The sequence below is a fragment of the Nostoc edaphicum CCNP1411 genome, from assembly GCF_014023275.1.
Lineage (GTDB): Bacteria > Cyanobacteriota > Cyanobacteriia > Cyanobacteriales > Nostocaceae > Nostoc > Nostoc edaphicum_A.
The window spans coordinates 1,342,078-1,356,970 of sequence record NZ_CP054698.1 but is presented as its reverse complement, the minus strand read 5'-3'; the positions used below and the strand labels follow the sequence as shown (position 1 = coordinate 1,356,970).

The following is a 14,893-nucleotide window of genomic DNA, read 5'->3' as shown; positions in this document are numbered from 1 at the left end:
GAGTTGTGAGGTCAAGCCCTCGGTCTGTTAGCACGGCTCGGCTACATACATTGCTGCACTTCCACCTACCGCCTAAGAACGGGTGTTCTGCCCGTGACCTTACCCACTTATTGTGGTGAGAGCACTCATCTTGAGGTGGGCTTCCCACTTAGATGCTTTCAGCGGTTATCCGCTCCGCACTTGGCTACCCAGCGTTTACCGTTGGCACGATAACTGGTACACCAGCGGTGCGTTCCTCCCGGTCCTCTCGTACTAAGGAGGACTCCTCTCAATGCTCTTACGCCTGCACCGGATATGGACCGAACTGTCTCACGACGTTCTGAACCCAGCTCACGTACCGCTTTAATGGGCGAACAGCCCAACCCTTGGGACGTACTTCCGCCCCAGGTTGCGATGAGCCGACATCGAGGTGCCAAACCTCCCCGTCGATGTGGACTCTTGGGGGAGATCAGCCTGTTATCCCTAGAGTAACTTTTATCCGTTGAGCGACGGCCATTCCACTCTGCGCCGTCGGATCACTAAGGCCTACTTTCGTACCTGCTCGACTTGTCAGTCTTGCAGTCAAGCTCCCTTTATGCCTTTACACTCGTCGCACGGTTTCCAAGCGTGCTGAGGGAACCTTTGCGCGCCTCCGTTACCTTTTAGGAGGCGACCGCCCCAGTCAAACTGCCCACCTGAAACTGTTCCCTGACCAGATAATGGTCATGGGTTAGAATTCTAGCTTCGCCAGAGTGGTATCTCACCGTTGGCTCCATACTCCCCACAAGGAATACTTCATCGCCTCCCACCTATCCTGCGCAAGCCAAGCCCGAACACAATTCCAGGCTACAGTAAAGCTTCATAGGGTCTTTCTGTCCAGGTGCAGGCAGTCCGTATCTTCACAGACATTCCTATTTCGCCGAGTCTCTCTCTGAGACACCATCCAGATCGTTACGCCTTTCGTGCGGGTCGGAACTTACCCGACAAGGAATTTCGCTACCTTAGGACCGTTATAGTTACGGCCGCCGTTCACCGGGGCTTCGGTCGCTAGCTTCAAGGTTTCCCCCTGACCAACTTCCTTAACCTTCCGGCACTGGGCAGGCGTCAGCCCCCATACTGCGTCGATTTGACTTTGCGGAGACCTGTGTTTTTGGTAAACAGTCGCCTGGATCTCTTCACTGCGACCCACGTCTTAGGTGGGCACCCCTTCTTCCGAAGTTACGGGGCCATTTTGCCGAGTTCCTTAGAGAGAGTTATCTCGCGCCCCTTGGTATTCTCAACCTCCCTACCTGTGTCGGTTTCGGGTACAGGTAACTGTAAGTTAACGTGTTTAGAGCTTTTCTTGGAAGCTAGACTATGCCACTTCCCCACCGTAGTGGGTCGTACTCACGCCTCAACTCGAAACGTTTTCGCCGTCTCTCAACATCTTGACGCTTGAACCGAGTAACCAACATCCGGCTGACAATTATCTTCTCCGTCCCTCTGCACAACCTACAATCAGTACGGGAATTTTAACCCGTTGTCCATCGACTACGCCGTTCGGCCTCGCCTTAGGTCCTGACTAACCCTCCGGGGACGAACCTGGCGGAGGAAACCTTAGGGTTTCGGGGTATTGGATTCTCACCAATATTTGCGCTACTCAAGCCGACATTCTCACTTCCGTTTCGTCCACAGCTGCTTGCCGCTACTGCTTCTACCTACGACGGAACGCTCCCCTACCGATTAACATAAGTTAATCCCACAGCTTCGGTACATCGCTTAGCCCCGTTCATTTTCGGCGCGAGAGCGCTTGACTAGTGAGCTATTACGCACTCTTTCAAGGGTGGCTGCTTCTAGGCAAACCTCCTAGTTGTCTGTGCACTCTCACCTCCTTTATCACTTAGCGATGATTTGGGGGATCTTAGCTGGTGGTCTGGGCTGTTTCCCTCTTGACAATGAAGCTTATCCCCCACTGTCTCACTGGCAATGTGTGCTCTGGGTATTCAGAGTTTGTCTCGATTTGGTACCGGTCTCCCAGCCCGCACCGAAACAGTGCTTTACCCCCCAGATATAATCATTACCGCTGCGCCTAAACACATTTCGGGGAGAACCAGCTAGCTCCTGGTTCGATTGGCATTTCACCCCTAACCACAACTCATCCGCTGATTTTTCAACATCAGTCGGTGCGGACCTCCACTTGGTGTTACCCAAGCTTCATCCTGGCCATGGTTAGATCACCAGGGTTCGGGTCTATAAACACTGATTATCGCCCTTTTCAGACTCGGTTTCCCTTTGGCTCCAGCATTCTCGCTTTAACCTACCAGTGCCTATAAGTCGCCGGCTCATTCTTCAACAGGCACGCGGTCAGACTTTAAATAGTCCTCCCACTGCTTGTAAGCTAACGGTTTCATGTTCTATTTCACTCCCCTTCCGGGGTTCTTTTCACCTTTCCCTCGCGGTACTGGTTCACTATCGGTCACACAGTAGTATTTAGCCTTACGAGGTGGTCCTCGCTGATTCACATGGGATTCCTCGTGCCCCATGCTACTCGGGATTCAGCTACTATCCTTTAACTTTCGACTACAGGACTTTCACCTTCTTTGGTGCAGTATTTAGCTGCTTCGTCTAGCCTCCAGATTCGATATCGCTGTCCCACTACCCCAATCGGTAAACCAATTGGTTTAGGCTCTTCCCCTTTCGCTCACCACTACTGAGGGAATCTCTGTTTTGATTTCTCTTCCTCCAGCTACTAAGATGTTTCAATTCGCTGGGTTGGCTCTCTCCTGCCTATATATTCAGCAGGTAGTATTAAGGGTTGCCCCATTCGGAAATCTCCGGATCTCTGTTTGCTTCCAACTCCCCGGAGCATATCGTCGGTAACCACGTCCTTCATCGCCTCTGTGTGCCTAGGTATCCACCGTTAGCCCTTATTAACTTGACCACTCAAACATTTGCTGTTCTACAATTTTGCATTCACAAATAGTTAGTTCTGCTTACTTCATCACTTCGCACTGATTTCACTCAGCACTCAGCACTCAGTACTCAGCACTAATGATGTCTGTGTCTGCCTGCTAATTTCGCGTTACTATGCAGTTTTCAAGGTTCTGGCTGAGAACTTACTCAGCAGTCTGACTTACATTCAGTCATGTTGCTGATTTCTCTCGATTTATTTGAAGTACTTTGATTTACCGAACCACTAAATACTTTGAAAGCTATTTCCAAACCTCGACCGACCTAGGTTAGACCAACTTACTATCTATATAGCTGTATGCTTTTCGATCTGTAAGGGGTGTAGGTCTCCCTAAAAAGGAGGTGATCCAGCCACACCTTCCGGTACGGCTACCTTGTTACGACTTCACCCCAGTCACCAGTCCTGCCTTAGGCATCCTCCCCCCCGAAAGGTTGGAGTAATGACTTCGGGCACTACCAGCTTCCATGGTGTGACGGGCGGTGTGTACAAGGCCCGGGAACGAATTCACTGCAGTATGCTGACCTGCAATTACTAGCGATTCCTCCTTCACGCAGGCGAGTTGCAGCCTGCGATCTGAACTGAGCTCCGGTTTACGGGATTTGCTTGCATTCGCATGCTTGCTGCCCTCTGTCCGGAGCATTGTAGTACGTGTGTAGCCCAAGGCGTAAGGGGCATGCTGACTTGACGTCATCCCCACCTTCCTCCGGTTTGTCACCGGCAGTCTCTCTAGAGTGCCCAACTTAATGCTGGCAACTAAAAACGAGGGTTGCGCTCGTTGCGGGACTTAACCCAACATCTCACGACACGAGCTGACGACAGCCATGCACCACCTGTGTTCGCGCTCCCGAAGGCACTCCCAGCTTTCACCAGGATTCGCGACATGTCAAGCCTTGGTAAGGTTCTTCGCGTTGCATCGAATTAAACCACATACTCCACCGCTTGTGCGGGCCCCCGTCAATTCCTTTGAGTTTCACCGTTGCCGGCGTACTCCCCAGGCGGGATACTTAACGCGTTAGCTACGGCACGGCTCGGGTCGATACAAGCCACGCCTAGTATCCATCGTTTACGGCTAGGACTACTGGGGTATCTAATCCCATTCGCTCCCCTAGCTTTCGTCCCTCAGTGTCAGTTGCGGCCTAGCAGAGCGCCTTCGCCACCGGTGTTCTTCCTGATCTCTACGCATTTCACCGCTACACCAGGAATTCCCTCTGCCCCGAACGCACTCTAGCCATGTAGTTTCCACTGCTCTTATCTAGTTGAGCTAGACTCTTTAACAGCAGACTTACATAGCCACCTGCGGACGCTTTACGCCCAATCATTCCGGATAACGCTTGCATCCTCCGTATTACCGCGGCTGCTGGCACGGAGTTAGCCGATGCTTATTCCTCAGGTACCGTCATTGTGTTCTTCCCTGAGAAAAGAGGTTTACGACCCAAGAGCCTTCCTCCCTCACGCGGTATTGCTCCGTCAGGCTTTCGCCCATTGCGGAAAATTCCCCACTGCTGCCTCCCGTAGGAGTCTGGGCCGTGTCTCAGTCCCAGTGTGGCTGATCGTCCTCTCAGACCAGCTACTGATCGTCGCCTAGGTAGTCCTTTACACTACCTACTAGCTAATCAGACGCGAGCTCATCTTCAGGCAGTTAACCTTTCACCTTTCGGCACATCCGGTATTAGCCACCGTTTCCAGTGGTTGTCCCAGACCTGAAGGCAGATTCTCACGCGTTACTCACCCGTCCGCCACTAAATCCCGAAAGATTTCGTTCGACTTGCATGTGTTAAGCATACCGCCAGCGTTCATCCTGAGCCAGGATCAAACTCTCCGTTTTGTTGTGTTTCGAGTTTGTGGCTCCGAAAAAAATATTTCCCGGAATCCTATCTATAATTTTGATTGTCTTTTTGGGAAATCCCAAAAACAAAATCTTTTGACGAGGATTGGTTTTTTCTTAAGCTTTCAAAGTATTATGTTTTTCAGGTTCAGCGGTCGTTGGCGTCTTTCGCCTTCCGACTTAACTAGAGTAACTATTCATCCCCTAGTTTGTCAAGGGGTAAATTTATTTTTTTTTCTAAATGGTCAAATCGCTTGACTGGCATTACTTTCAGGAGAATGGCTTAAGCGGCGAGAGGGAGGCGAGAACGAAGTGGCTAAACCTAGCTGTGTAAATAATGCACGTTGCTTGTCTCTAAGATGGGATCTGATGCAGGTGGAGTGATTAATGATTATGGAAAAAGGCAGGAGGAAATCTTTCTGGAGGGATTTATCCTGAATCCCTACGCCTGAACTAACTATATATAAGAGCATAATTGTTGCGGAGCTTGCGATTTAAGACTCCCATCCTACAGGTAAGGCTTGTATCGGCATTTACGCGATCGCCATTACTATGATCGCGGAGCGTTTGGAGTAGAAGATTGGCGCTACAGTGAGTCTAGCGCTGTAAAGGGGCTTCAAAATTTATAATGAGTTTTTGAGAAAAAGCTAAAAACTAGACTAGGCAAGAAATACAGATGATCCGACCGCGTAAGGTCTTTGCTCAACATTGGCTCAAAAGTGAAAAGGCGCTTGACGCAATTATTCAAGCAGCAGAGTGTACAGAAAGCGATCGCTCCGTCAAAGGCGATCGCGTCCTGGAAATTGGGCCTGGAACCGGGATTCTCACTCGTCGTTTATTACGCTTAGTGCAATCTCTGATTGCAGTTGAAATAGACCGTGACTTATGCCAACTGTTGTCCAAGCAGCTTGGTAAGACTGAAAATTTTTTACTACTGCAAGGCGATTTTCTCACTCTAGATTTACCATCTTATCTGGCAGCCTTTCCCAATTTCCAAAAGCCAAATAAGGTAGTAGCCAATATTCCCTACAACATTACAGGGCCAATCATTGAGAAACTACTGGGTACGATCGCTAACCCTAACCCCGAACCATTTGACTCAATAGTGTTGCTGGTACAAAAAGAAGTAGCAGAAAGGTTATATGCTAAATCAGGCTCAAAAGCTTTTGGGGCGTTGAGTGTGCGGGTACAGTATTTGGCTGAGTGTGAGTTAATCTGCACAGTTCCAGCAGCCGCATTCCATCCACCGCCAAAAGTCGATTCAGCAGTGGTGCGATTACGTCCCCGAAAAATAGAAATACCAGCGCTTAATCCCCGACAGTTAGAGAATTTCTTAAAGTTGGGGTTTGGTGCCAAGCGCAAAATGTTACGAAATAATTTGCAATCTGTGACAGAACGCGATCGCTTGAGCCACTTACTGGAACAATTAAAAATAAATCCCCAAGCCAGAGCCGAAGACCTCAGCGTTCAGCAATGGGTAATTCTAGCAAATGAATTGGCAGTGGAGAGTAGGGAGTAGGGAACAAGGCAGATTTTTTCCCATTCCCCATTCCCCATTGCCCATTCTCCATTCCCCATTCTCAGAAAATGCATTCCTACAGTCTAATTGCCCCTGCTAAAATCAACTTGTATCTGGAAATCATTGGTAATCGCACCGATGGCTATCACGAGTTAGCCATGATACTTCAGAGTATCGGACTTGCAGACCAAATTGATGTGCGTTCTATTAGCACTGACAATATCCGTGTTCACTGCAACCACCCACAAGTACCGACAGATAAAAGCAATCTGGCATACCGTGCAGCAGAATTAATGGCAAGGCAATTTCCCGAAGCCTTTGCTAAATATGGAGGCGTGGAGATTACCATCAATAAGCAGATTCCTGTCGCGGCTGGGTTGGCTGGGGGTTCGACGAATGCAGCAGCTGTTTTGGTGGGGATAGATTTACTGTGGAAATTGGGATTAACTCAGTCAGAATTAGAGGAGTTAGGAAGCACGCTTGGTTCAGATGTACCGTTTTGTGTGGCGGGTGGAACTGCGATCGCAACAGGTAGAGGTGAGCAACTTTCCCCTCTTCCAAGTTTGGATAGTATACATATAGTGTTGGCAAAATACCGCAGCCTGGAAGTCTCCACCGCTTGGGCGTACAAAACCTATCGACAGCAGTTTGGTCACTCTTATATTAGAGATAGCGAAAACCTGGTAGCTCGTGCTAACGCTGTTCATTCGGGAGCAATAGTAAAAGCTATCCTGGATAAAGATGCGGAAGAAATTGCCCAAAAGTTGCACAATGATTTAGAGCGCGTAGTATTGCCAGCCTATCCCCAAGTCTTGCAGTTGCGAGAAGTGTTTGCAAATCAAGAAGGTGTTTTAGGAACAATGATGTCTGGTTCTGGGCCAACAGTATTTGCTCTTTTTGAGTCTCAACAGCAAGCAGAACAAGTGAAGCTGTATGTGAGGGAAGCAATTCTTGATGAAGACTTAGAATTGTTTGTGACTCGGACAATTACACATGGGATTCAAGTGGTATCTTCAGTTTAAATAAATATTTATCGTTAATGGAGCATAAGAAATAAGCTGATAAGCTTTTAAATAGCATAATTCAAATCGCTAGAAAGATGCAAAGAGGTAATTTTAATCACGATTAGCTGAGGACAAGAATTATTCCTAATGCTCCAATCCAAAATCTAAAATCTAAAATTTTATGAATGACCAAAACCTAACACCACAAACAGATACTAAAGAACAGATGCCAACGAGTCCGTTACGCTGTTTTACTGGGGCTGTGGTTTCGGGAGGAATGGGATTTGCAGCGTATTCTCTGATGATTGCGATCGCTACCAATTTTGCTAGTAAACCGATCCATTCAATTAATCCCTTGGTGGTGAAGATTTCTTCTGCTGTTCGGACTTTGGTTGTTGGTGTAGTTGCTTTAGGAAGCGGGATATTTGGTATAGTAGCAATTGGATTGTTGGCTTTGGGAGTGCAATTATTAGTGCAGCAATTGACTAAGCAAAAAAGTAGTGAAAACTAGTAATTTGCTTTTAATCAGCAACCTAAAGGCACAAGTTTTTCTAACGCACCACGATTTTTGATGAATTGTAATGTCGCACTTTTAGAAGGCTGAAGAACTTGTTGCTGTTTTCTCCAAGTTTTGGGAGAAAGCCCGTGGTGTTGACGAAATTGCCGAGAAAAATGACAGGTATTTTGATAACCGAGTGCAATAGCAATCTGGTCGATTGTCTGATTAGTATTTTTGAGTAAAGGACGTGCTGCTGCCATCCGACGCTTGACAATCCAACCGTTCACAGTTTCCCCTGTTTGTTTTGCTACTCGGTTAGTCAAGTAAGCAGGCGAATAACCAACCGCAAGAGCCACATCAGATAAAGTAATTCCTTGGCGATAATTAGCTTCAATAAAGTCGAAAACTGCTTTTAGTTGGGGAACAGATGGAAAAATGGACTCAGAGTTAAACGATGCAGGTATTGGTTGGGCGACTTGATTAGAGTTAGTAGCGTACCAGTACCTTAATAAAGCTTGCTTTTCTAATCTAACAGCGATCGCTCTGAGCAAATCCTCTATAGTAGAGGGTTTAGTAAGATAATCATCTGCACCCAACTCCATACCTTTGCGAACATCTGTTTGTGTGTTACTACCAGTCAAAAAAATAAAAGGAATAATTGCGGTGTCAGGATCTTGACGGAGCGTAGTCAAAACACTGTAACCGTCCATATCTGGCATTTGAATATCGCAAATAACCAAGTCGGGTAAATGCTTTTGTGCTTGCTCGATACCAGCTAGTCCATCTTCAGCACCTATGGTGTCAAAACCTTGAGCTTCAAGAACCTCTAAGAAGAGATTGCGGGTAATAGCATCATCTTCAATTATGAGAATTTTCTTCGACGATTCGTGTATCATTTTTCCATCACTAGGATTTTTGTGGCAGGGAATGATGATCAACTTTTGTGCCGAGTGCTCTGTAAAAAACCTATGGCAAATTCTCAACTCAACTTCTGGCTGTAGTACCAGTTGAGAGTTAGATTGAACTAACTTAAATAGTCACCAGAATCGATATCTCTTGTCACTCGCGTAAATAAGTCGGCACTATAGCCGTTAATAAGTTGCTAATCACAACTTCCTAAAATTCTGATGGCACTCTTGGCTAGTTCTAAATAATTGGAATTAAAAAGGATCAGAAATTATTTATGATTTTAAATATAATTTTAGCAATAAAAGGTGATTTTTTTTATATTGATAATATAAAGAAATTATTTGTAAGTAGTTAAGCATAGATGATATATAAATATTTTTTATCACATTTATCTAGAAAAACGGAGTACGAAAATTACTGCCTATAATAAATATATTGTTGGACTACATTGATATAAAATTATTAATTATTGTCATTTCAATAACTATTATAATTAATAAAATTTAATTATTTAATATAGTCAATAACCATAATATTAAAAGATACATTTTCTTGATTTTTTTAACTAGATATAACAGTAAGACTTAGTGGTTAACGACTTTGACTTATGCATAGCAGTATACATAACTGATTTAAACTCAGCGATCAGCCTTATATACTTTTGAGACATGTTTAGCTCCGAGGAATATTTGGCATATCTATATAACCATTTCTCAAAGTTATGTGCCAAAACGTAATAAATAAGGCAAAAATCCATACTAATTTTGATTTTAGCTAATCATTTGCAACTATTAGGACATCAAGATAAAATTCATAAGTGAAATTTTTGTTACACAATAAAATTATTTTGTCAATTCTAATTTAGATGCATTTTCCTAAGAGTTATAGATTTAATAAGTAAATTATTGTTCATCAATGTAACTGCTCTTAAATTTGCTCTCTTAGGCATCTAACAACATCATAATATAGCTTGTCATCTGTCACAAGGAATACATTTTTTTGATTAATTATATGCGTATGGCTTATAAATATTCCAAAAGGAATAGAAAACACCAAGTAATTCTGTATTAATTAATACGATTTACGTAGGATTAAGGGTACTTTTACTTTGTGAAAGGTCTAATTGGAGCACACCACAGGAAATATCCAATAAAGCACGTTTCATTACCAATGTTCCTTTTCCAAAGTTCAAGTTGGTTTTACACTAATAAAAATAAATAAGATTTCAAAAGCGAAAAAATAGACATATCTATCAAAAAATCGTTCATATACTCCTTTGCCAAAGATTGAGTAAGCTTAACGAAGAAGCTGCTTCTGCAATACGGTTCATTTGTAAGAGCGGGTTTAACAAGATATTTTTGATGCTGGTTAGACCCGCCCCTACTTTTAATATGAATTTACAATAGTTCTTAACTTTATCTAAGTTTACCAATCACAATCTTGTTTTTAATAGATCCAATTTAGCAAACTAGGGAAACCCTGTCAGATACAAACCAGTTTTAATTTACATAAAAGAGCGCATGTTATGACTCAAAACATCACTGGTTATCCAACACAAATGGGTAGAAAAATCAATAATGAACAAATTGAGCAAATCCTCAAAGCGATTATTGCTGGCAAATATTCCTGGGCATGTGTTTTAATTCTACGGTTTGCTGGTTACAATCCCATAGATTACATACCATACCGCACCTACATTCGACTACTCAAAAATAACTGCTTAGTTGAAAGTTCAAAACCAAACCAAATTGATAGTGAGCATGTAGAAGGGTTAAACCTAAAATCAACCTGGCTTAATCTCTGAAAATAGGTATAAATGAATGTCAGCAATTGAGGCTATTTAAAAGAAATTGATTACAAAATTCCATTAGGAAAGGATGAAGGTTTAAAGCTTTAAACATCCCGTTATTCACGGCTTCCTATTTGTTAAAGGCGTTTTCATATAGGCCTATTGAAAGGAATGTCTGTAGGGTAGCTTGAAATTTTATAATCCATACTTTTTTGGTCACCCATCCTTAGCATATGACTTACCCAGTTACTACTCCTAATACTCATTTGCAACCCACTCTTAAAGAGATTGTATGGCAGAAAAAGCATGAAGTCGCACAAATCCAGCAAGAGATGTCTTTGGCTTCTTTACAACGTCAGTTAACTGCTGCACCAACCGTCCGAGATTTTCTCTCCGCTTTGCAACAGAGTCATTACCGACCTTGCATCATTGCAGAGGTAAAGAAAGCATCTTTAATTGACGGAATTATTAAAGCAGACTTTGACCCAGTAGCGATCGCTAAAGCTTATGAGCGTGGTGGTGCAACTTGTATCTCTGTCTTCACAGATCATAAGTTCTTTCATGGCAGCTTTGAGAGTTTACGCACCATTCGCTACCGGGTAGCATTGCCCCTACTGTGCAAAGAGTTCATTTTAGACCCCTGCCAAATTTATTTAGCACGAGCAGCAGGCGCAGATGCAGTGTTACTGATTGCTGCAATTCTCTCAGATAAGGAACTGCAAAACTTTTTACGAGTGATTCACTATTTGGGAATGAATGCTTTGGTAGAAGTCCATAATTTAGCAGAACTAGATCGGGTGCTAAAACTTGATGATGTGCGCTTAATTGGAATCAACAACCAAAGTCTCGAAAATTTTAGCGTCAATATTGGCACAACTGGGCAACTACTGGCGGCTAGGCGATCGCAACTACAAAGTCTGGGCATTATCGTCGTCAGTGAGTCTGGCTTATATACACCTACTGATTTATCTCTTGTCGCTCAAGCTGGTACACATGCCGTTATACTTGGCGAGTCTTTAGTTAAACAAGAAGATGTGCAGCAGAGTGTGCGTAATCTGCTCAAACCTACAGCTATTTTCAGATAAATAGACCACATTGATTAAATCAAGGGTCGGTATATCTTCGTTTGCCTCACCCTTGTTTCTTTTGGTCAAGCTTTTTGGGATGGGCGTAGACGCAGAGTGGCTTGTTGTCAGAACATTGCTTCTTGAATAGCAGATGTTGTAATTTCGGTGTATAGTGTAACCCTCGACTTTAACAGATTTTGGGTTGACACTTTATAGACTGGCTCAAAATTCACAAATTTATGCGGAATTAATACCAGCGACACTGAAATTGATAGCAGCAACATCATTCTATAAGCAAAATTTATGACCACAGCCAAGAGATATTTTTTACCCCTTATTTTTGTGACAATGGTTGTCAGCCTCAGCAGTTGTAATTCTAATCCCACTGCTCGTAATATTGACAGCGAAACACCATCCCCTACCACAACACCGACGAATAACGCATCGGCTCCGACTCCCAGCCAAATTCCTAGCGTAGCTCAGTTGAGAGAAAAATCTCCTAATCAAGAATCTTCTAAGGAAAATACGCCTTCTTCATCAGCACCTAAGGCTGTCACTAGTAAAACTACTAACGTCACACTGTACACTAGCGATACTCAATGCCAAGAATTTATTTCAGAAAAAGTTTCAGTACCAGCCGAAGAACCAGTGACAAATGTAGTGAGTAAAATCTTAGAAAAACGAGATACAAGCGACTTTAGCTTGTCTGGATATCGTGTCAACATCAAAAATGGCATTGCTACAGTTGATTTGCGAATATCTCCTGATTCAAAACGGCAAATAGCTTCTCTTTCTAGTTGTGAACAGTTTGCTCTGTTTGGCAGTCTCCGCAAAACCCTAACGAGTAATGCCCAATGGAATATTAAAGAGGTTCGTTTCACCGAGCGAGGTGAGAACATTGTTCTTTAGTTAAATATGGTAAGTGTCGTCATTAACTAGCTAAAAAGATTTCCCAATTTGAACAACCACATGATTTATGCATCAGCAGTTATTAAAACAGTGCATTTTCTAGGCAATTGAAAACATCTGTAAATAGTGGTAGGATTCATTTTAGCTGCAAGTTTGATGACAGCAATTCGCGGGTGTAATTCAGTGGTAGAATGTCACCTTCCCATGGTGAACGTCGTGGGTTCGAGTCCCATCGCCCGCTTTTGTACTGTAGAGTTCTAAGCCCTCGCTAATAAATGACGGCTAATGGTAAAAAACAATTAGCGATTCGCAATTAGCACTATGGCAAATTTTCTCCAACCGCCAAGATTACGTATTGGTGAAGACACCGAAGAAGAACGACGCGCTACTTGGCTAGAACTTTTTTATGATTTGGTTTTTGTAGTTGCAGTTTCTCAACTGGCCCACAATCTCAACGAGGATATCTCTCTATCAGGATGGTTTGGGTTTATAGTTCTATTTATACCAGTTTGGTGGTCATGGATTGGCACTACATTCTATGCCAATCGCTTTGATAGCGATGATGTGGGACATCGGCTGCTGATTGGTATACAAATGCTGACAGCAGCAGCAATGGCTATTAATATCCACCACGGTTTGAGTGAGAGTTCCCCCGGTTTTGCCATTTCCTATGCTCTCGGTCGAGTGGTGCTGGTAATCGAATACGTTCGTGCTGGAAGACATATCTCTTCAGCGCGTCCTTTGACCACTCGCTACGCTATTGGTTTTGCGATCGCAGCTTTCTTTTGGTTAATATCAGCATTAGTACCCATTCCTTGGCGATTCGGATTTTGGACACTGGGAATCATTATTGACTTTGCTACACTGTTAACAGGACGTAAGTTTCAGATCGGGTTACTTCCCCACGCCTCTCACTTACCAGAACGTTTCGGGCTATTTACCATTATTGTTTTGGGTGAAGCAATCATTGCAGTGGTCAATGGTGTTTCTGAGCAAAAATGGGATGTTTTAACCGCGATTTCTGCTATATTCGGTCTAATTATCGCCTTTAGCTGGTGGTGGGTATATTTTGATAACCTGGGTGGTAAACCTATTGAGATGGCGCGAACACATGGAAAAGTTGGTGTTGTCAATCTCTGGCTCTACACCCATTTACCGCTGGTGATTGGGATTGCTGCTGCTGGAGTCGGTGTAGAACAAATCTTGTTGAGTAAGCCAGCTTTAGCACTACCCGATTCTCAGCGATGGCTCATGTGTGGTTCCGTAGCATTATGCTCTCTAGCTGTCAGTATTCTTCACAGATTTGGAGTGATCCGTTATTGCAAAATTCGTTCCCAGTATAGACTTGGGGGTGCAGTTGTGCTGCTAGCGATCGCTATTTTTGGCAGAGGTTTGTTACCTGTTGCAGTCATTGCCCTTGTAGCTATAGTTTCTGCGGTTCAAGTCGTTCAAGATTTATATCAGAGTCGTCCCACTACCCGCTTGGTTGACCCAGAAATCTAACTCCTGGCGTAATTTATTTCATACCCTCTTTTGGGTCTAGGGGCGCACAGCTAGCTGTGCGCCCCTAAAAAGTATCTACACAATTAAAATCTGAAGCATTCCTGGAAACACATCTATCCTATGGAGTACTTTTTAACAAAATAAATAAATATTTATATAGTTATTTAAAGATTATGTAATCTCAGTATTCAAACCCGGCGCTGTAAAGCTGAGAACTCAACGCATTATCGTCTATCGGATGTAGCAGAACCAAAGGAGGAATGTCAGGGTTATGAGATGTACCTTTGGGTAGTGAAGTCAAGCAGGTGAAATATTTATTAATATTATTAATAGTAAGTGTAAATTCAGCGTCAGGAGTCCAAAAAAATTCCTAATGACAGGTATTTTGCATCAATCACCAGATTCTTCACTAACGGAGCAGAAGATCATGAACGACCAAGAACCATCAGACTCTAAAGAGTTCGTCGGAAATCTCAAGAATGGGATTTGGCTATTTGGCCTGTCATCCTGGGTATTTGGCATTACCGATCGCAGTATTGCTTCATTTGCAGATGGTTATCTATCTGCTTTGGACTTGACGCAACTCTTCACAGCGGCTACGTTCTTTGTGGCGTGGCTATTTTTGAAACCGACATCCAGAGTTTAGAATCGGCGACTGGTTGAGCATCCAGTCATTCTTCACGCTAGTCTTGTAAAGATTCAGAAAGTTATCTATTTGATCGCTGTAAGGGGTGTGCCACAGAATGCATAGATTCTTTTGTCTTAATCACAATCAGGGTAATTCGTAAAATCTCCGAATTACCTCGATTTCTAGGCTTTTTCCTTTCCCTTTAACCCTTAACCGACAAGTATTGAGTCGTGTATCTAGAAAAATTTTTCTAATTTTCCGGAATTGATTATGGTCAGATGGTAGTCTCTATCAGACTACCGATTTATACTG

The 14,893-nt window shown here is 43.6% G+C and carries 9 protein-coding genes, 1 tRNA gene and 2 rRNA genes; 9 read left to right on the top strand and 3 right to left on the bottom strand.

The features are described 5' to 3' along the window. Positions 1-7: 7 nt before the first annotated feature. Positions 8-2,899: ribosomal RNA gene (locus HUN01_RS08350) — 23S ribosomal RNA — on the bottom strand. A 364-nt stretch (positions 2,900-3,263) separates the two neighbouring features. Next, positions 3,264-4,754, bottom strand: a 16S ribosomal RNA gene (locus tag HUN01_RS08345). Together the 16S and 23S rRNA genes form the textbook arrangement of a ribosomal RNA operon. 676 nt (positions 4,755-5,430) lie before the next feature. Here HUN01_RS08345 and rsmA point away from each other — a divergent pair. From rsmA to HUN01_RS08330, 3 genes are all read left to right on the top strand, one after another. Further along, on the top strand, positions 5,431-6,273 hold the full coding sequence (gene rsmA, locus HUN01_RS08340) for a 16S rRNA (adenine(1518)-N(6)/adenine(1519)-N(6))-dimethyltransferase RsmA (RefSeq protein WP_181930876.1): 843 nt from the start codon (positions 5,431-5,433) through the stop codon (positions 6,271-6,273). A 68-nt stretch (positions 6,274-6,341) separates the two neighbouring features. Beyond that, on the top strand, positions 6,342-7,295 hold the full coding sequence (gene ispE / locus HUN01_RS08335; protein ID WP_181930875.1) for a 4-(cytidine 5'-diphospho)-2-C-methyl-D-erythritol kinase: 954 nt from the start codon (positions 6,342-6,344) through the stop codon (positions 7,293-7,295). A 163-nt stretch (positions 7,296-7,458) separates the two neighbouring features. Next, positions 7,459-7,788 (top strand): DUF3082 domain-containing protein, encoded by a 330-nt coding sequence (locus HUN01_RS08330; protein ID WP_181930874.1) that lies wholly within the window; start codon positions 7,459-7,461, stop codon positions 7,786-7,788. A gap of 14 nt (positions 7,789-7,802) precedes the next feature. Here HUN01_RS08330 and HUN01_RS08325 read toward each other — a convergent pair whose 3' ends face one another. Continuing rightward, entirely contained in the window at positions 7,803-8,672 is an 870-nt protein-coding gene (locus tag HUN01_RS08325) for a response regulator (RefSeq protein ID WP_181930873.1), read from the bottom strand. Positions 8,673-10,210: 1,538 nt separating this feature from the next. Here HUN01_RS08325 and HUN01_RS08320 point away from each other — a divergent pair. From HUN01_RS08320 to HUN01_RS08295, 6 genes are all read left to right on the top strand, one after another. Next, positions 10,211-10,489 carry a HetP family heterocyst commitment protein gene (locus tag HUN01_RS08320; RefSeq protein ID WP_181930872.1) on the top strand — a complete coding sequence of 93 codons (279 nt, stop codon included), beginning with the start codon at positions 10,211-10,213 and terminating at the stop codon, positions 10,487-10,489. Between the two features lie 218 nt (positions 10,490-10,707). After that, positions 10,708-11,559, top strand: coding sequence for an indole-3-glycerol phosphate synthase TrpC (gene trpC, locus HUN01_RS08315; protein ID WP_181930871.1), 852 nt, complete (start codon positions 10,708-10,710; stop codon positions 11,557-11,559). 285 nt (positions 11,560-11,844) lie between these two features. After that, positions 11,845-12,450: a GerMN domain-containing protein gene (locus tag HUN01_RS08310; protein WP_181930870.1), complete on the top strand. Its 606-nt coding sequence runs from the start codon at positions 11,845-11,847 to the stop codon at positions 12,448-12,450. Between the two features lie 169 nt (positions 12,451-12,619). Beyond that, positions 12,620-12,691: transfer RNA gene (locus HUN01_RS08305), tRNA-Gly, on the top strand. A gap of 80 nt (positions 12,692-12,771) precedes the next feature. Beyond that, entirely contained in the window at positions 12,772-13,953 is a 1,182-nt protein-coding gene (locus HUN01_RS08300; RefSeq protein WP_181930869.1) for a low temperature requirement protein A, read from the top strand. 427 nt (positions 13,954-14,380) lie between these two features. Then, complete coding sequence (locus HUN01_RS08295; RefSeq protein WP_181930868.1) at positions 14,381-14,599, top strand: hypothetical protein; 219 nt, start codon at positions 14,381-14,383, stop codon at positions 14,597-14,599. Positions 14,600-14,893: the final 294 nt, after the last annotated feature.